Here is an 18,290-nt window from a genome sequence, read left to right as displayed (position 1 = left end):
GGCACCCGACGGCCGTTCCCGCCCGAGGCGGAGGGGCGGGAACGGCCGGGGGGCTCTCCCTCCTCGATGGCCTCCGCGTCAGCCCGTGAACCCCTTGAAGATGTTGGTGAACTCGTACGTGCTCTGGCTGATGCCGCTGCAGGTCGGCGAGACGGAGCCGTTCGGGCAGCCGCCGTTGTCGCGGCCGACGGACCAGAAGCCGATGTACCCGACGTGGTTGCTCTGGGCGTAGCTCAGCAGCTGGCGGGCGATCGCCTGGGTGGTGGTCGGGCCGGTGTCGTTCTTACCGATCATCGGGGTGAGGCCGAGCATCTTCTTGAGGTCGGCGTCGCTCTTGCCGGTCCAGATCTGCTTCATCTGGCCGAGCGTCGCGTTCGCGGCCGCGATCAGGGCGTCGCCCCACGACCCGGAGTAGCCGAAGTCCATCAGCATCGGGTTGACGGTGACGCCCAGGCCGCGAGAGGCGGCGTCCTGCAGGATCTGCACCGAGAACGGGTCGACGCCGTAGTCCTGGGCCTGCACCCGCAGCGTGTACGTCACGGTGGTCCCGCGTTCGCTCTGCAGCTGCTTGAGCGCGGTGTTGACCTGCGCGACCGGGATGGACGCCTCGACGTCCACGTCGATGTGGTTGCTGCCGACGGCGTCGAGGGCCTTCTTGTACGCCGCGAGCAGAGCGGAGGAGCTGCCGCAGGTGTTCTCCAGATACGGCCCCGTGGCGCCGCCGGTGGCCACGGTGACGTCGCCGCCGACGCTCTTGAGGTCGTTGACCTCCCCGATGACGCGGGAGTCGTTGAGCGCGACCGTGCCGCCCCAGGACGGGTTGCAGCCGGTGCTGTCCGCGAGCGCGAAGGCCAGGGTGAAGTGCTTCTGGCCGGTCGCCGACGCCACGTCCTTCAGCGTCGGGGTCGCCATCGTGATGTCGACGTACGGCGAGAACGTGCCCGCGCCGCCACCGCCCCCACCGCTGCTGCTGTCGGTGGTGGTGCTGACCGAGGCGCTGAACGCCGACGCGTTGCCCGCGGCGTCCTTGGCCCGCACCTTGAAGGAGTACGAGGTCGAGGCGGCCAGACCGGAGACCGTCGCGCCCGTCCCCGAGACCGTCGTGGCCAGGGAGGAGCCCTGATAGACCTCGTAGCCGGTCACGCCGACGTTGTCCGTCGACGCGGTCCACGACAGCGACACGCTCGACGAGGTGTGGCCCGTCACCGTCAGCCCGGTCGGCGTGCTCGGCGGCTGTGTATCGGTACCACCGCCTCCACCACCGCCGTCACAGGCGGCGCCGTTGAACGTGCAGCCGGTCGGCGTGCCACTGCCCGAGACCACGAACCCGAACGTCGTCGACGCACCCGCCGCGACCGAGGCGTTGTAGTCCCGGTTCGTGAACGTGTAATGCGACCCCGACTGCGTCAGCAGCGCGTCCCAGTACGTACCGACCGACGACCCCGAGGGCAGGTCGAACGCCACCGTCCAGCCGTTGATCGCGGACGAACCATTGTTCGTGATCGTGAACTGCGCTTGATAACCGCTCCCCCAGTCCGACGTCTTGGCGAACGTCGCCGTGTTCGCCGCCGCGTACGCCGGCACGGCGGTCAGCAGGGCGGCCAGGGGCAGGAGCAGCATCCCGAAGATCAGGGACGCGATCTGAGATCTCTTCAAGGCGGGGAACCTCTCTCGTGGGATGGTCCGGCTCCCGGCCGCGCCGGCGGGGGGACGACGGCCGGGAGCCGGCGCTCAACCGGCGAACTGGCCGATGATCTTGGCGAAGTCGTACGGCTGCTGGGTGACGCCGCTGCACTTGCCGTCGACCCAGCCGGTGGTGCCGGTGCACTGGCGGTCGCGGTTCAGCGACCAGAACGACAGCCGGCCGAGATGGTGCTGCTGCGCGTAGCCGAGCAGCGTGCGGAAGGTGTCCTGCGTGAACAGCTCGCTGGGCTGGTCGGTGTGGCCGTTCATCAGGATCAGGCCCGTCCGGGCGTAGACGGCGGCGTCGCCGAGGTCAGGGCGGAGCGTCGCCAGCTGGGCGTGGGCGGACTCCATGACCTTCTCGACGTCGGCCGCCATGGACGCGGCCGGGCCTCCGTAGTCGAAGGCCATCACGGCGTACAGGTCGATGTCGGCGCCGTTGTCCTTGGCCCGCTGGATCTCGGCCTTGTCGAGGTCGCTGAGGCCGACGGTCGTGACCGGCATCGTCAGGGAGACCTCCAGCTTCCGCCCGGCCGCCGCGGCGTTCTGCTTGAGGATCTTGATGGCCTGGAAGCGCCGGGTCTCCCCCGACGCGTCGCCCAGGTCGTCGCCCTCGATGTCGAAGTCGACGTGGGTGAGCGCGTACTTGTCGATCACCTGCTGGTACGCCTGGGCCAGGGACGAGGCGTCGGAGCAGGCCGCGCCGAGTTCGAGGCCGTTGTAGCCGCCGAAGGAGACCGCGACGTCGCCGCCCGCCGCGCGTACGGCGTCCACCTGTGCCTTCACGGCCGTGTCCGAGGACACCGTCAGCGTCGCGTCGCCGTCCCAGGTCGGGGTGCAGCCGCCGCCGTTCGGGGCGAGCACGAAGGCGAGGACGAGCGAGTTCACGCCGCTGCCGGAGACGATGGCGGAGATCGGCTGCGGGTCGTTGTCGAGCGGCATGAAGTACGGGGCCGCCCGCAGCCCGCCGGACGGCGTGGTTCCGCCGCCGGTGTCGGTGGTGGTGCTGACCGAGGCGCTGAAGGCCGACGCGTTGCCCGCGGCGTCCTTGGCCCGCACCTTGAAGGAGTAGGAGGTCGAGGCGCTCAACCCGGTCACCGTGGCACTGGTTCCGGACACCGTCGTGGCCAGGGAGGAGCCCTGGTAGACCTCGTAGCCGGTCACGCCGACGTTGTCCGTGGAGGCCGTCCAGGACAGCGACACGCTGGACGAGGTGTGGCCGGTCACCGTCAGCCCGGTGGGCGTGCTCGGCGGCTGCGTGTCCGAGCCACCGCCGCCGCCGTCACAGGCGGCGCCGTTGAGCGTGCAGCCGGTCGGCGTGCCGCTGCCGGACACCACGAACCCGAACGTCGTCGACGCCCCTGCCGCGACGGAGGCGTTGTAGTCCCGGTTCGTGAACGTGTAGTGCGAGCCCGACTGGGTCAGCAGTGCGTCCCAGTACGTACCGACCGACGAGCCCGACGGCAGATCGAACGCCACCGACCACCCGTTGATCGCCGACGAACCGTCGTTCTTGATCGTGAACTGACCCTGGTAGCCGCTCCCCCAGTCCGACGTCTTGGCGAACGTCGCGGTGAGCGGGCCGGCGGCCTGGGCGGGTCGGCCGGTGAGGGCGCTGAGGACGAGGAGACAGGCGGCGAGGATGGTCAGGGCACGTGGGCGAGCACGCACGGGTCCTCCTTGCGAGGCACCCGCGCACAGGCGCGGGCGGGGGTCGCGTCCGGCAGTAGGAACCCTGTCGCTGTCGTCGGGCGAGCCCCCGGAGGCATACGCCTGCGCCTTACGTGAAGCGGCAGTCGCTCTGAGTGGACCCGATGTGAACGACGGCCGTCAATACTCTTAAGAAAGTTTCTTGTTAGTTATGGAACGGTTCCGGCGGACCGCTCGTCAGTGGCTAGACCAGGCCGACGATGGCCTGTCCGGAAAGCCCGATCGAGCGGTCCGAAATGCGGACTCCTCGGTCGATCAGCCGATGTTCCGGGCGAGCAGGTCCGGATTGTCGGGGTCGATGTGCCAGCTGTTGACCCGTCGCGGGTGGATGCGGATCACCTCGTTGCTGAAGAAGCCGGGCGCCAGGGGAGGCTCCTCGACGGCGAGCGTCTCGGCACGGCCCCGGATCTCGACGCCCCGCCCCCAGCCGGGCTTGACCTCGCCCGGCTCGTCGGGCGTCATGTCGTCGACCACGAACGCGACGACGGGGTTGCTCAGAACGTTGCGGTACTTCTTACTGGCGCTCAGGTTCGGCCCGCCGATGTCGATCGTGCCGTCGTCGTTCAGCCGGAAGCCGACCGGCCGTACCTGGACGGCGCCGTCGGGGGCGACGGTCGCCAGGCGGCCGAGGCTCTGCCCGGCCAGATATGCGCGTTCCCTGTCGGTGTAGACCATGCGCCCGACGCTAGGACCTCGAGCGGACTTGAGGTCAATCAGGAGTCGCCGCGGTAGCGGCCGATGAAGACGTAGTACAGGTAGCCGCCGGTCTCGCGGACGATGTAGTGGAACTGGGTGTCGCGAGTGCCGACGGTCGGCCCGCTGCGGGTCGGCGAGGTCACCGCCTTGATGCCGTTGTCGTCGGCCATCGTCCGGCTGCGGAGCGCGTGCCAGGGGTCGGTGACGATGACGGCGGTGTGCCAGCCGTGCTGCTTGTACGCCTTCCCCACGTCGATCATGCTCTGCAGGGTGTCGCTGCCGCTGCGCACGGCCACGATCCGGCCGCTCGGCACGCCGTGCTTGATGAGCCACTCCTTGCCGGTGCCGGCCTCGGTGTAGTTGTCGCCGGGCCGGTTGCCGCCGACGGTCACGATGTGCGGCGCGACGCTGTCGCGGTACAGCTTCAGGGCGTGCAGCAGCCGCCATTCGAGGACGGACGAGGGCACGCCGTTGTACTGCGCCGCGCCCAGCACGATGATCGCGTCGGAGTGCCGGTGGTCGTCCTGCCGTGCCACCCACCAGACGCGGAACCCGGCGAACAGCGGCGTCCCGATGACCAGGGCGAGGAGCAGGTAGATGACCCGGCGCACCCACCGCCAGCCCGAGCGGCGGCGCGGCGGCTCTCCCCCGCCGTCTCCCGCGCGCCGGCCCAGGGGACGTTCGAGGACGTCCCCGTACGGCTCGTCATCGGCCGCGCGCCCGGCGGAGGGACGCCCGTCGTACGCCTCGTCGTCGGCCGAGGGCCGTCCGAGGACGCTCGTCTCGTACGCCTCATCGTCGGTCGTACGACCACCGGGCGAAGGGCGCTCGAGGACGCTCGTCTCGTTCTCCCGAGGGTCCTCGGGCGCGTCGTCGCCCGGGAGGCCGGGCAGGTCCTGACGCGTGGGGTCCGGCCGCCACTGCGGCAGGTCGCTGCGGGTGCGCGCGGGCTCGGCCGGGACGTTGGACGCGTCCCGGCCGACCTCGACCGTGGGCTCGACGCCGTCAGACCGCTCGGTGATCGTTCCTCCGTCTCGCACGACCCATTAGACGCCTGGACCGGGTCGGTGGTTCTGGTTCTAGCGGCTGTCACTTCCCGCCGACTCTATAGCGGCCCGGCCGGCCTCGAGCCGTGCCACCGGGACGCGGAAGGGCGAGCAGGACACGTAGTCCAGGCCGACCTGGTGGAAGAAGTGCACCGAGTCCGGGTCGCCGCCGTGCTCGCCGCAGATGCCCAGCTTGAGGTCCGGGCGGGTCTTGCGGCCCTTCTCCGCGGCGACGCGGACGAGGCGCCCGACGCCGTCGACGTCGAGGGTCTCGAACGGGGAGACGCCGAAGATGCCGAGTTCCAGGTAGCGGCTGAAGAACGCCGCCTCGACGTCGTCGCGTGAGAATCCCCACGTCGTCTGGGTGAGGTCGTTGGTGCCGAAGGAGAAGAAGTCCGCCGCCTCGGCGATCTGCCCGGCCGTGAGCGCGGCGCGCGGCAGCTCGATCATGGTGCCGATCGGCGCCTCGAGACCGACCTCCCGCAGCACCTCCTCGGCCTGGTCGCGGATGAGCTCGAGCTCCTGGACGGCGACGACCAGTGGGATCATGATCTCGGGGTGCGGGTCGCGGCCGGCTGCCTTCTGCTCCGCGGCCGCCTCGGCGATCGCGCTGACCTGCATGGCGAACAGCCCGGGAATGACGACGCCGAGCCGTACGCCGCGCAGGCCGAGCATCGGGTTCTCCTCGTGGAGCCGGCGTACGGCGTCGAGGAGCCGGCTCTCGTCGTCCGACGCCTCGCCGGTGGCCACCTTGACCGACAGCTCGGTCAGGTCGGGCAGGAACTCGTGCAGCGGCGGGTCGATCAGCCGGATCGTGACCGGCTGCCCGTCCATGGCCTCGAAGATCTCGGCGAAGTCCTGCTTCTGCAGCGGCTTGAGCGCGTCGAGGGCGGCCTGCTGGTCCTCGTCGCTCTCGGCGAGGATGAGGTCCTCGACGAGCCGCCGCCGGTCCCCGAGGAACATGTGCTCGGTACGGCAGAGGCCGATGCCCTTCGCGCCGAACCTGCGGGCCCGCGCGGCGTCGGCCTCGGTGTCGGCGTTGGCGCGTACGTCGAGGCGGCGGCGCGCGTCGGCGTGAGTCATGATCCGGTGGACGGCCGCGACCAGTTCGTCGCCGTCCTCCAGGGACAGCGTCCCCTCGAAGTACTGCACGACCGGGGAGTCGACGACGGGGACCTCGCCGAGGTAGACCGCGCCGGACGACCCGTCGATCGAGAGGACGTCGCCCTCGGTGATCGTCACACCGCCGGGCGCGATCACCTTCCCGGCGCGTACGTCGACCTCGAGCTCTTCCGCGCCGCAGACGCAGGTCTTGCCCATGCCCCGGGCGACGACGGCGGCGTGCGAGGTCTTCCCGCCCCGGGAGGTCAGGATGCCGCGGGCGGCGATCATGCCGTCGAGGTCGTCGGGGTTGGTCTCGCGGCGGATGAGGATGACGTCCTCGCCCCGCTCGGCGAGTTCGACGGCGCGGGCGGAGGAGAAGACGGCCTTGCCGACCGCCGCGCCGGGCGAGGCGTTCATGCCCTGGGCGATCTTCTCGGACTTCGCGTCGTCGGCGAACCGGGGGAACATCAGCTGGACGAGCTGTTCGCCGGTGACCCGGCTGACCGCCTCGTCCTCGTCGATGAGGCCCTGCTCGACGAGCTGGCACGCGATGCGGAACGCCGCCGCGGCGGTGCGCTTGCCGACGCGGGTCTGCAGCATCCACAGCTTGCCGCGCTCGATCGTGAACTCGATGTCGCACAGGTCGCGGTAGTGGTTCTCCAGCGTCTCCATGATCTGCAGGAGCTCGTCGTAGGAGCGCTTGTCGACGCGTTCCAGGTCCGCCAGCGGCACGGTGTTGCGGATGCCGGCGACGACGTCCTCGCCCTGGGCGTTCTGGAGGTAGTCGCCGTAGATGCCCTGGTGGCCGCTGGCCGGGTCGCGGGTGAAGGCGACGCCGGTGCCGGAGTCCATGCCCAGGTTGCCGAAGACCATGGCGACGATGTTGACCGCGGTGCCCAGGTCGGCGGGGATGCGCTCCTGGCGGCGGTAGAGGATGGCGCGGGGGGCGTTCCAGGACTCGAACACCGCCTTGACCGCCAGGTCCATCTGCTCGCGCGGGTCGGTCGGGAAGTCGCGACCGGCCTGCTCGCGGACGATGCCCTTGAACGTCTGCACGAGGCCCTTGAAGTCGGCGGCGTCCAGGTCGAGGTCGTCGTCGATGCCCTTGGCGCGCTTGGCGTCCTCGAGCGCCTCCTCGAAGTGCTCGCCGTCGATGCCGAGCACCGTCTTGCCGAACATCTGGATGAGCCGCCGGTAGGAGTCCCAGGCGAAGCGCTCGTCACCGGCCCGCACGGCCAGGCCGTGCACGGACTCGTCGTTGAGACCGACGTTGAGGACGGTCTCCATCATCCCCGGCATGGAGAACTTCGCGCCGGACCGTACGCTCACTAGCAGCGGATCGTCGGCCTGGCCGAGGCGCTTGCCCATCTTCTGTTCGAGCGCCGTGAGGTAGCGGCCGATCTCGTCGTCGAGCCCGTCCGGAACGGCTCCGTACTCGAGGTAGTGCCGGCACGCCTCAGTGGTGATCGTGAATCCCGGCGGGACGGGAAGGCCGAGATTGGTCATCTCGGCCAGGTTCGCGCCCTTGCCCCCCAGCAGATCCTTCAGGTCCTTGTTGCCGTCGGTGAAGTCGAACACGTACTTCGGCATGGGACGCTCTTTTCTCCTCCGGTCCACGCTGAATGCGGCGATGCTACCCAGCTCTCGGTGAGACGATCGTCACTGTCAGCGTCCGTCGGTGTTTGCCCAGGTCAGCACCCCTATAGTGGTCTATTCCAATACCGACATTCCCCCCATTCCGCCCATTAGCCCTCGGGGGACCGGCACCTCGGCCGCCAAGATGTGCGTACCGCCTCGCGGCTGGGGGATGATGTGCCGATGAGGCCGGTGACCAATCCTGGGGCGGGTGAGGCGTTCGCCCCCATAGCCGAATACGGGTTCTTGTCCGACACGGAGACCACCGCACTGGTGGCCCCGAGCGGCAACATCGAGTGGATGTGCCTGCCGCGCATGGACTCCCCCAGCGTGTTCGGCTCGCTACTCGATCGCGACGCGGGCTACTTCCGGGTCGGGCCCGCCGGCGTCGAGGTGCCCGCAGCCCGCCGCTACATCCCCGGCACGATGGTGCTGGAGACCACCTGGTGGACCCCCGGCGGCTGGCTCGTCGTCCTCGACGGTTTCCTGATGGGGCCGTGGCACCACGAGGACCAGCGGTCGCACACCCATCGCCGCGCCCCGACCGACTACGACGCCGACCACGTGCTGCTGCGGATGGTCCGCTGCGTGAACGGCCAGTCGCAGGTGCGCCTCGACTGCATGCCGATCTTCGACTACGGCAAGGACGCCGCCCGGTGGGAGCACACGGGCGCGGGCTACCACGAGGCGGTGGCGCGGGGCAACGGCCTGGAGTTGCGCCTCACCAGCGACCTGAACATCGGGTTCGAGGGCTCCCTCGCGACCGCCCGTACCCTCCTCAAGGAGGGCGAGACCCGATTCGTCGCGCTGTCGTGGAGCGAACACCAGCCGCCACAGTCGTACGAGGAGGCCCACGAGCGGCTGACCTGGACCGTCCACCACTGGCAGCACTGGCTGGACCGCGGGCGCTTCCCCGACCACCCCTGGCGGGCGCACCTGCAGCGCAGCGCGCTCACGCTCAAGGGCCTGACGTACGCGCCGACGGGAGCGGTCGCGGCGGCGGCGACCACGTCCCTGCCCGAGACCCCGGGCGGCGACCGCAACTGGGACTACCGCTACACCTGGATCCGCGACTCGACGATGGCCCTGTGGGCCTTCTACACGCTCGGGTTCGACTGGGAGGCCAACGACTTCTTCCACTTCATCACCGACATGGCCGAGGCCGCCGACGGGCACCTGCAGATCATGTACGGCATCGACGGCCGCGCCGAGCTGGAGGAGTCCACGCTCGACCACCTCCACGGCTACGACGGGGCGCGTCCCGTGCGCATCGGCAACGGCGCGTACGTCCAGGAGCAGCATGACGTCTGGGGCGCGATCATCGGCTCCATCTACCTGTACGTCCGCAAGCGCGACCGGCTGGACGACCGGCTCTGGACGATAATCGTCAAGCAGGTCGAGGCCGCCCTGGCCCACTGGCGCCTTCCCGACCGCGGCATGTGGGAGGTGCGCGGCGAGCCGCAGCACTTCACCTCGTCCAAGCTCTTCTGCTGGCTCGCCGCCCACCGCGGCGCCCAGCTCGCCCACGTCCGCGGCGACGCCGAGCGGGCGGAGCGCTGGCAGCAGGCCGCCGACGAGATGCACGCCGACATCCTGGAGAACGCCGTCGACGAGCGCGGCGTCTTCGTCCAGCACTACGGCACGAAGGCACTCGACGCGTCCGTGCTGCTCATCCCGATGCTCGGCTTCCTGCCGCCGGACGACAAGCGGGTCCGCGAGACGGTGTTCGCGATCGCCGACGAGCTCACCCAGGACGACCTCGTCCTCCGCTACCGCACCACGGACACGGACGACGGGTTCGAGTCCGAGGAGGGCACCTTCACGATCTGCTCGTTCTGGCTGGTCTCCTCGCTCGTGCTCATCGGCGAAGTGGACCGTGCCAAAGCGCTGTGCGAGAAGCTGCTGTCCTACGCCAGCCCGCTGCAGCTGTACGCCGAGGAGATCGACGCGCACAGCGGCCGCCACCTGGGCAACTTCCCGCAGGCGTTCACCCACCTCGCCCTGATCAACGCGGCGATGCACGTGATCCGCGCCGAGCAGGCGCAGCGCGAAGTCCCGATGATCTGACCGGGCTCGGCCGTCCAGGCCAGAATTCTCGAACATAACAGGTAAAGCAAAGAATGAGAAAGGGCTCAGTTGCGGCCATAAGCGGGCATTGACCGCATAGAGCCGCGAATCCTACGGTCGGGGTCCGGCCCCGCCAGGCCCCGGCGGCTCGGTCTCCGGTTCATCCGGAGACCGAGCCGCGCCCGGTGCCTCTGATCAGGCCCGGTCCGCCGAACTCCGCGCGCGGCCCTCCAGCACGAGCGCCGTCGGGGTCGCCGTGAAGACGCTCGACCAGGTGCCCACGAGGATCCCCGCCAGCAACGCCACCGCGAAGTCGGTGAGCGAATCACCACCGAGCAGGGCCAGCGCCGCCAGGATGAAGAGCGCGCCCATGCCGGTGTTGACCGTACGCGGCACGGTCTGCAGAGCCGCGCGGTTCGCCGACCGGGCGAGCGGCTCCTTCGGGTCCGCCCGCCACAACTCCCGGATGCGGTCGAAGACCACCACGGAGTCGTTCACGGAGTAGCCGATGATCGTCAGCAGCGCCGCGAGGAAGACCCCGTCGACGGGCCGGCCCGACCAGGCGAACAGCCCCGTCACGATGACGACGTCGTGCAGCATCGCCAGCACCGCCCCCGCGCCGAACGTCCACCGGAACCGCACCGCCAGATAGATCAGCTGCCCGCCCAGCGCGGCGCCCAGCGCGATCACCGCCTTCTTCCGCAACTCACTGCCGAGGCTCGGCCCGACCCGCTCGTCACGCTGCTTGGTGACGGCGCCTCCATGGCGCTGGACCGCCTCCTGGATCCGATGCTCCTGGTCATCGGTCAGGTTGCCGGTACGGACCGAGATGCCGTTCTTGCCGGACGCCTGGACGACGGCGTGCGGGAACCCCGCCCCGGAGACGGCCCGGCGGGCGGTGTCCACGTCGACGGACCTGCTCGTGGAGTACTCGACGATGCGTCCGCCGGTGAACTCCACGCCCAGGTTCAGGCCGCGGACGACGATCCCGGTCACCGCCAGCGCGACGGCGACGCCGGAGATGGACAGCCAGAGACGCCGCTTCCGCATCAGGTCCAGATCACGCCGCTCGATCCAGCGCCGGACCCGCCCGGTGGTGGCCAGCCCCGTCACGGCCGGCCGCGCCATCACCGCCCGCCGGCCGGTCGCCCACTCGGCGAGCACCCGCGTCACCAGGAGCGCCGACACGAACGAGGCGAGCACGCCGATCGACAGCGTGATGCCGAACCCGCGGACCGGCCCCGAGGACAGGAAGAACAGCAGACCCGCGGCGAGCAGAGTGGTCATGTTCGAATCCGCGATCGCCGACCACGCGTTCCGGAATCCCCGGACCAGCGCCGCCCGTACACCCCGGCGCGGCATCGCCGCCTGTTCCTCGCGCGCCCGCTCGAAGACCAGGACGTTCGCGTCCACCGCCATGCCGATGGCCAGCACGAACCCGGCCAGGCCCGGCAGCGTGAGCGTGGCGCCCATGGCGCTCAGCGCGGCATAGGAGATCAGCGCGTACGCGGCGAGGCCCACCGCCGCGACCAGGCCCACCAGGCGATAGACCCAGATCACGAAGATCGCCGTGAGGACGACCCCGATGACCGCCGCCCGGGCGCTCGCGTCGATCGCCTCGGCGCCGAGCGTCGGACCGACCGTACGCTGCTCGACGACGTCGACCGGCACCGGCAGGGCGCCGCCCTGGATCAGCGCGGCCAGGTCCTTGGCCTCCTTCTCCCCGAACTCCCCGGTGATCTGGGTGGATCCGCCGGGGATGCCGGTGCCGCACCGTACGCTCGGATCCACCTGCGGCGACGAGATCACCTTGTCGTCGAGGAGGATGGCGATCCGGCGCACCGGGTCGCCCGGCGCCGCACAGGCCGCCTTCCCGGTCAGCCGCTGCCACGCCGCGTCATGCCGGAAGCCGACCGTGACGAACCAGCCGCGCAGGTTCTGCGGGTCGAACCCCGCCTGCGCCGACCCGACGTCCTTCCCGGCCAGCGCGGCCGGGCCGACGTTCAGCGGCTGTCCCTTCTCGTCGAGCATGGCGCGCCCGCCGGTGTCCGCCACGGAATGGAACGACAACTGCGCCGTACGGCGGATGACCCCGAGAGCCTGCCGGGAGTCCTGCACTCCGGGGAGTTCGACGATGACGCGGTTGTCGCCGGAGCGGGTGAGCCCCGTTTCCCCGACGCCCAGGGCGTCGATCCGCTTGCGCAACACCTCCACGGTGCGGTCGGTGGCCCCCCGATCGGCCTTCGCGTACGGGGAGTCGTGGGTCTGCAGCACGATCTGGGTGCCCCCGCGCAGGTCCAGGCCCAGGCGCGGAGAGGTGGTCAGGGTGATGAACAGTGAAGCGGCGATCACGGCGAACGCCAGCAGCGCTCGCACCGCCGTGGCACGAGAAATTGGGATGCCTCCATACGGACCGGCCCGAGATCCGGGCCTACGGGTGAACCCCGCCACACAGGTCACGCGCGACCGCCGGGCCATGAGGCCGCAGAGGCCGGAGCCCCGCTGAGGCCGGAGGCCGCCGGTGGCCGGTAGGCCGGTAGGCCGGTAGGCCGGTAGGCCGGTAGGCCGGTAGGCCGGTAGGCCGGTAGGCCGGTAGGCCGGTAGGCCGGTAGGCCGGTAGGCCGGTAGGCCGGTAGGCCGGTAGGCCGGTAGGCCGGTAGGCCGGTAGGCCGGTAGGCCGGTAGGCCGGTAGGCCGGTAGGCCGGTAGGCCGGTGAGCCGAAGGGCCGGGAGCGGGGAATCCGGGGCCGGTAGCCGCGGAGGCCGCTGGACGCCTCAGGTCAGGGGCGCGCGCTGGTGGCGGGTCCCGCGACGCGTCATGCGTGGCGGGTGATGGTCAGGAGCCCGTGATGGAAGGCGGCCCACGGCCGCGCGGGGTAAGCGCCGATGCCTGACGGGGTGCCGCCGAAAGGTCGGCGACCGTCGCGAGCCGGCGCCAAGACGTGCCGGTCGCCGTACGACCGGGCACGACGGCAAGCGCGCCCGATGCGGCGTGCGGTGCGGACGACGCCGAGGCGCCCTCGGCGGCCCAGGTACGGAGCGTGCTGTGCTTCGTGGCCAGGCCGACGGCGCTCGACACGGTCGCCGCCGTGCCATAGGCCGACGCCGACACCGCCGACAGTGACCTGCCCGACGCGGCGTACGCCGACGCCGTACCGGCCCCGGTGGGAAGGGCGAACCCGATGACTCCGAGCAGCAGGGCCAGAATCCGGAGACGGCGTGCGATGCGATCGTGCACGTCGCCCTCCCGCCGCCGGTGATCTTCCCGCCCACCGTATCCGACGACCGCAGCGGTCACCGCCGGATCGTTGGTCCCGGTCCGATCCGGCGGTCGATCGCGTTTGAGGAGGCTGGTCGGCCCGGTGGTGAGCACCCATCCGGCGGCCGGGTCGAAGCGCCTTCCGCGGCCCAGAGCCGGAATTCCCGAAAAGGCCCGAGAGCGTGACGATTCGCCGCCTATAGTCCATGGCCGCCGCTCCTGCTCATGATCAACGATCGAGGCCGAATGATCACCTACACTCACGGCGTCCGCGTGCTGGAACTGGACGAGCAGCGGGTACGCCTGCGCGTATTCTCGGCCGACTATGATCCTTCGCGGCCTCCCATGGACCTCCTTCCCGAGGGGCGGGGATTCTTCTTCGGCGTGCTGTGGCAGGCCGCCGACGGGGAGGCGGGGCGGCGGCACGGCCCGCTCAACGACCTCATCCCTCTTGAAGACGCCCTCGACCCGGACTGGGTCGAGGCGAACGCAGGCCGCTTCATCGAGAGCGTGGAGAGGGTCGGTGCCCGGAACCTCCCCGCCGGCGATGAGCTCGCGGGCTGGTACGAGACCCACTACACGGAACTCGATCGGCGCCTCCACCGGTGGCATGAACGATGGGAGCACGAGGACCAACTCGTCCAGGCCGACTACGACGTCGTCGTCACCGACCCGCGCTGGCTGGAACCGCTCCGCGAGGGCCAGGGAATGGGCACCGGATCTTTCTCGTGGGGCTGGACGGTCACGGGCGGTGCGCTGGTGCGCCGCGGCCTCATCCTCAAGGACCGGGGCGACCGGGAAGGGGCGGCTGACGCGTTCCGGCGCGCGACCGCCGTTGACGACCCCGAGGCCACGGTGCGGGCGCTCCTGGCCCTTGACGATCTCGACATCGACCTGGACGCCCTCGGCTTCGACGAGCAGAACGCCCACGAGTCGAGGGCGGCCTTGGAGCTCTGCGTCCGGCTCTCCGGGGACAGCCGGGACGCGGACGCGCGAGCCGCGTTCCTGATCGTCCACGCGTTCGGAAGGCCCGAGCTCCTTGGCGAGGCCCGCGAGCGCGCGAGCATGGTGTCCCCCTCCGAACGCGCGCATCGGCTCATGAGCGAGGGCGACCGCTTCGGGGCGCTGAGCGAGCTGAGACGCGCGTACGACGGCGGGGACGAGGTGATCGACTTCGCCATGGCCCTTCTCGACGGCGACTTCGAGACCGCGGACGAGACAGGGCCCGGCGGCGCCCTCGACCACACTCGCATGGCTCTGATCGCCGCCGACCTGGCCTTCGTCCACGCCCGCGCGGGCGACGACGACACAGTGGCCGCCCTACTGGGATTGCGTGTGGCGGCCGAATTCGGGTCGACGATGTGGCAGTACGCGCTCGAAAGCGGAAACGCCTACCCGGAGGACGTCGCCGCCGCCATCGGTGAGCGCCTGATGCGGACGACGGCGGCCATGGATCTCCCCGAGGGTGTGCGGGACATCGCGGAGACGGCCGGTACCCGCTTCCCGGAGCTGGCGGCGGCCGCCTACGCCGAGCTCGGTGATCACTACGCGATCTTCGGCGAACCCGAGGACGAGGCCGGGGCATGGGTCCACGCGGCCTACTGGATGAGCGTCGGCGAACTCGACGGGACCGAACCGGCCGCGCGGGCGCTCGTCACCCTGGCCCGGGTCCTGGACGAGACCGGCGACCCGGCGACTGCGGAGGCGGCGCGGGAGGCGGCGGCTGAGAAGGCCGGCCCGGAGCCTGCCGCCGGCGACTCGTATGCGGCCTTCGCCCACGCGCGCCTCCTCTACCGAGCAGGACGCGAACATCGGGCGCGGCCCCTGCTTCTCAAGATCGCCGAAGAGGACGACAAGGGTGCGGCCGAGGCGATGATGTTCCTCGGGAGTCGTGCGGCGAGCGTCGACGATAGGGAAACGGCCCGGGAATGGTGGCTGCGCGCGGCGGCGAGTGGCCGACCGGCCATCGTCCATCGAGCCGCGATGGCGCTTGGCTATCTGGCCAAAATCGCCCGTGATGTCCCCGACGCGCTGCGCTGGTACGGGCCTGTCATCGAGTCCGATGACGAGGACGCCGCGCTGGCGGCGGCGCATCTGGGCGAGCTCTACTACTGGCTCGGAGATGAAGAAGAGTCCGGCCGCTGGTATGACCTCACCCTGAGCGGAACGGACGATCCTGAGCTGGTCGGCGAGGCTGCTTTCCGGGTGGGTGAGATGCGGGAGGACCGCGCCGCGCTTCGCCGCGCGGCCGAGTCCGGTCACGCCGCTTTCGCCGAGCAGGCCCTGGCGCTTCTCGGCGAACTGGGGCGGTAAAGCCTGGCGCCAAGCCGTCGGATCGCCGCGTGCGGGCAATCCGAGCACAGCCGCGCGGTACGACGCGTTCAAGGAAGCCCGCGCCGAGCCGGGCGATCCGGTGGCTAATCGCGTTTGAGGAGACTGGTCAGCCCGGCGACTACGGCGGTGGTGAGTACCCAGCCGGCCGCCATGAGCGCCCAGGACCAGTACATGGCGGCGCCGTGGGCCTGCCAGGCCTTCTGCTGACCCAGGTCCACGATCGGCAGCAGCACGTCGAGGGTGTAGCCGAGTGCGTTGAAGCCGGGGCCGTGCGCGTCGGCGCGGGTCAGTTCGTGCGGATAGGCGTCGGTGAACACCCAGGTGCCGAGGGCGAGCAGGCCGGCCAGCCAGACGGCGGCCAGCCAGGTGCGGTAGCCGTAGCCGACGGTGAGGTACAGCAGCCAGTTGGTCAGCTTTCCGGAGGGGCCGAGGACCTGGCGGCGTCGCCACTGCTTGGCGAGCGACACCTGCCGGGCGGCGTCCTCGCGGCCGGCGCGGCGGTACGCGGCGGCGAGCTGGTCGTAGATGTGCGGGACGTAACCGCCGGGGTGACGGCCTAGCCAGCGGAGCCGGGTCCGTACGTCGACCGTGTCGTTCGCGAGGGAGTCGTAGACGAACCCGTGCAACCGGATGGTGGTGGGCCAGGTTCGTTCGTCGTCCTCGAAGATGCCGACCTGAGCGTTGGTGAGGTTCACGACGCCGTCAGGTCGTCGGCGAGGCAGCAGCAACAGTGCTACGGCCCTGCCGCCCTCCAGGTCCAGCGCCTGCCCGCCCGGAGCGGAGAGTTCGGATTCGGCCAGGTGGAGCAGGCCGCCGATCCGGGCGCCGGACAGTTGGATCTCTCCTTCCGCGGTGAAGCCGCGGCGCAGGTACAGGTCGTTCTCGACGGTGAGCCGGAAGGCGCACAAGGCCCGGCCGCCCGGGTTGGAGATCGTCGCGCCTTCGAGGGAGAACACCTCACCGATACGGGCGTTGAGCATCCGGACCTCACCCTGGGCGGTGAATCCGTGCTGGCAGGACATGCCCCGATCGACGGTGAGCGAGTCGGCGAGCAACGCGACCCCGCCGGGGTTGCTGAGCCGAGCGCCGTCGAAGGTCAGCTGCCCGCCGACGTGAGCGCCGGTGAGCTGCACTTCTCCTTCGGCGGCGAACGTCTGGTCACAGTCGACGCTCTGGTCGACGCTGACCCGGTCGAGCCGGAGCGCGCAGCCGCCGGGATTGGTGAGCGTCGCCCCGGTCAGCGACAGCCAGCCCCCGATACGGGCACCGACCAGCCGGACCTCCCCCTCGACGGTGAACCCGTCCCGGCCGTCCAGGTTCTGCTTGACGTTCAGGCCGTCGGCCATCAGCGCGTCGCCTCCCGGGTTGGACAGCCGGGCACCGATGAAGGACAGCCGCCCAATGTGCGCGCCGGGCAGGCGCACCTCCCCTTCGACGGTGAAGCCGTTCCGGCACGTCATGGCCTGCTCGACGGTGATGCTGTCGCCGGTCAGCGCCCGCCCGCCCGGATTCGACAGCCGGGCGCCGACGAAGGACAGCCGGCCACCGATCCGCGCGCCGGGCATGTGGATCTCACCGACGGCCGTGAACCCGTCCCGGCACCACATGCTCTCGGCGACGGTGAGCGCCTCGGCCCGCAGCGCGTAGTCACCGGGACCGATGAGGCGGGCCGTCTTCAACGACAGGCTCCCGCCGATGCGAGCCCCGCCCAGGGTGACGGCCCCTTCGGAGACGAGGCCGTCGAGGTTGAGATCGCCGACGGTGCGCAACTGGTCCGCGATCAGCCCCGGCAGATGGCAACCGGGCAGGCGAACGGCCGGTGCGGAGGCCTCCCGCAGATTGACCGGCTGCTCGAAATGGCAGTCGGCGAGCAGGAGCGCGCAGACCAGCTCGACCGCCTCGAGGTCGAGTTCGCCGGTGATGCGGGCACCGCGCAGCTTCACCGCCCGCAGCCGGCCGTTCTCCGGTGTCCGCTGCCCGGTGAGCAGGTCGATCAGCAGCTCCGCGCGTATGGTTCGCTCGGCTCCCCACGCTGCAGCGTTCCCGGGATCGTCGTGTTGAGCGTCACCGGTTCGGAGGTCGACGAGCGCTCCGGCGGCGTGCAGCAGTCGCCGTTCGGCGGCGTCCGAGTCCTCACGGCCGAGCTGCGGATCGACGTGCGGGGTGGTCATCGCGGCGGTGCTCCCGGAGTAACTCGTCTTTCGATCGGAGCCGGAGCGCCGACCGGCGGTCGCAATCAGGACATGTCGTACAACTCATACCGGCCGACCCTGACCTTGAAGAGGATGCCATCGTCGATGGCCCGGATCCGCTCGCGTGAGGTGGCCGGATCGGCGAACCGGCCAGCCACCTTGCACAGCAGCGGATGCTCGACCTGATCTAGCGGCACATGGGCCGCCGGGACCGGCGACCCCGGATCCTGACGCAGGCATCGCAACGTCGGGCGCACGCCCGTACCGTTACTCCTCCCAGTCGCCGACGCCACCAAGCTGCTCGATCCGCCCTGGCGACAGGCCGGTCACCTTCGCGACGCTGGACGACAGGGACCCGTCCAGCACCTTCATCGACTCGATGGTCCCCTGGCGGATCCCCTCCCGCCGTTGCTCCAGGTACCCCCGCGCAGCCTCGGCGACAAAGTCCTTCTTGGTCATACCGAGGAAGTGAGCAGCATGCGAGATCAACTCATCAGTCGCGGGATCCACCTTCAATGGCACCTGGCGCCTATCGCTGGTGACGATGGCCATCGCCTCCCTAGAA

At 70.4% G+C, this 18,290-nt stretch carries 12 protein-coding genes; 2 read left to right on the top strand and 10 right to left on the bottom strand.

Annotation, left to right across the window (positions count from 1 at the left end; genetic code table 11):
• Positions 1–78 precede the first annotated feature (78 nt).
• From ACQP2O_RS14300 to ppdK, 5 genes are all read right to left on the bottom strand, one after another.
• Positions 79–1,656: a cellulose binding domain-containing protein gene (locus ACQP2O_RS14300; protein ID WP_433184122.1), complete on the bottom strand. Its 1,578-nt coding sequence runs from the start codon at positions 1,654–1,656 to the stop codon at positions 79–81.
• A 75-nt stretch (positions 1,657–1,731) separates the two neighbouring features.
• On the bottom strand, positions 1,732–3,354 hold the full coding sequence (locus tag ACQP2O_RS14295) for a cellulose binding domain-containing protein (RefSeq protein ID WP_433184119.1): 1,623 nt from the start codon (positions 3,352–3,354) through the stop codon (positions 1,732–1,734).
• A gap of 294 nt (positions 3,355–3,648) precedes the next feature.
• Entirely contained in the window at positions 3,649–4,068 is a 420-nt protein-coding gene (locus ACQP2O_RS14290) for a PPOX class F420-dependent oxidoreductase (protein ID WP_433184116.1), read from the bottom strand.
• A 38-nt stretch (positions 4,069–4,106) separates the two neighbouring features.
• Positions 4,107–5,129, bottom strand: a complete 1,023-nt coding sequence (locus tag ACQP2O_RS14285) for an ElyC/SanA/YdcF family protein (RefSeq protein WP_433184113.1) — start codon at positions 5,127–5,129, stop codon at positions 4,107–4,109.
• Between the two features lie 39 nt (positions 5,130–5,168).
• Positions 5,169–7,829 (bottom strand): pyruvate, phosphate dikinase, encoded by a 2,661-nt coding sequence (ppdK, locus tag ACQP2O_RS14280; RefSeq protein WP_433184110.1) that lies wholly within the window; start codon positions 7,827–7,829, stop codon positions 5,169–5,171.
• 228 nt (positions 7,830–8,057) lie between these two features.
• Here ppdK and ACQP2O_RS14275 point away from each other — a divergent pair, with 228 nt between their 5' ends.
• The gene (locus ACQP2O_RS14275; protein ID WP_433184107.1) at positions 8,058–9,941 is read left to right on the top strand and encodes a glycoside hydrolase family 15 protein; all 1,884 of its coding nucleotides are present in this window, start codon (positions 8,058–8,060) and stop codon (positions 9,939–9,941) included.
• 195 nt (positions 9,942–10,136) lie between these two features.
• Here the strand turns inward: ACQP2O_RS14275 and secF are convergent, their stop codons facing one another.
• Both secF and ACQP2O_RS14265 read right to left on the bottom strand, forming a co-directional pair.
• Entirely contained in the window at positions 10,137–12,317 is a 2,181-nt protein-coding gene (gene secF, locus ACQP2O_RS14270) for a protein translocase subunit SecF (protein ID WP_433184104.1), read from the bottom strand.
• A 459-nt stretch (positions 12,318–12,776) separates the two neighbouring features.
• Complete coding sequence (locus ACQP2O_RS14265) at positions 12,777–13,238, bottom strand: hypothetical protein (RefSeq protein WP_433184101.1); 462 nt, start codon at positions 13,236–13,238, stop codon at positions 12,777–12,779.
• Positions 13,239–13,445: 207 nt separating this feature from the next.
• On the opposite strand from ACQP2O_RS14265, the gene ACQP2O_RS14260 reads away from it, so the two are divergent.
• Positions 13,446–15,512: a hypothetical protein gene (locus ACQP2O_RS14260; RefSeq protein ID WP_433184098.1), complete on the top strand. Its 2,067-nt coding sequence runs from the start codon at positions 13,446–13,448 to the stop codon at positions 15,510–15,512.
• A gap of 104 nt (positions 15,513–15,616) precedes the next feature.
• Here ACQP2O_RS14260 and ACQP2O_RS14255 read toward each other — a convergent pair whose 3' ends face one another.
• The 3 genes from ACQP2O_RS14255 to ACQP2O_RS14245 form a co-directional block, all read right to left on the bottom strand.
• On the bottom strand, positions 15,617–17,704 hold the full coding sequence (locus ACQP2O_RS14255) for a hypothetical protein (RefSeq protein ID WP_433184095.1): 2,088 nt from the start codon (positions 17,702–17,704) through the stop codon (positions 15,617–15,619).
• 65 nt (positions 17,705–17,769) lie between these two features.
• Positions 17,770–17,982, bottom strand: coding sequence for a hypothetical protein (locus ACQP2O_RS14250; RefSeq protein WP_433184093.1), 213 nt, complete (start codon positions 17,980–17,982; stop codon positions 17,770–17,772).
• A 10-nt stretch (positions 17,983–17,992) separates the two neighbouring features.
• On the bottom strand, positions 17,993–18,277 hold the full coding sequence (locus ACQP2O_RS14245) for a hypothetical protein (RefSeq protein ID WP_433184090.1): 285 nt from the start codon (positions 18,275–18,277) through the stop codon (positions 17,993–17,995).
• Positions 18,278–18,290: the final 13 nt, after the last annotated feature.

Source organism: Actinoallomurus sp. CA-150999 (assembly GCF_050942425.1).
In the GTDB taxonomy this organism is placed as follows: domain Bacteria; phylum Actinomycetota; class Actinomycetes; order Streptosporangiales; family Streptosporangiaceae; genus Actinoallomurus.
The sequence above is the reverse complement of the archived record's forward strand: the minus strand, read 5'-3'. Positions and strand labels throughout refer to the sequence as shown.

What these genes read in the sequence shown, in the direction of transcription:
- ACQP2O_RS14290 (WP_433184116.1), bottom strand. Translation starts at nt 4,068, where the DNA reads ATGGTCTACACCGACAGGGAACGCGCATATCTGGCCGGGCAGAGCCTC.
- ppdK (WP_433184110.1), bottom strand. Translation starts at nt 7,829, where the DNA reads ATGCCGAAGTACGTGTTCGACTTCACCGACGGCAACAAGGACCTGAAG.
- ACQP2O_RS14275 (WP_433184107.1), top strand. Translation starts at nt 8,058, where the DNA reads ATGAGGCCGGTGACCAATCCTGGGGCGGGTGAGGCGTTCGCCCCCATA.
- ACQP2O_RS14260 (WP_433184098.1), top strand. Translation starts at nt 13,446, where the DNA reads ATGATCACCTACACTCACGGCGTCCGCGTGCTGGAACTGGACGAGCAG.
- ACQP2O_RS14255 (WP_433184095.1), bottom strand. Translation starts at nt 17,704, where the DNA reads ATGACCACCCCGCACGTCGATCCGCAGCTCGGCCGTGAGGACTCGGAC.
- ACQP2O_RS14245 (WP_433184090.1), bottom strand. Translation starts at nt 18,277, where the DNA reads ATGGCCATCGTCACCAGCGATAGGCGCCAGGTGCCATTGAAGGTGGAT.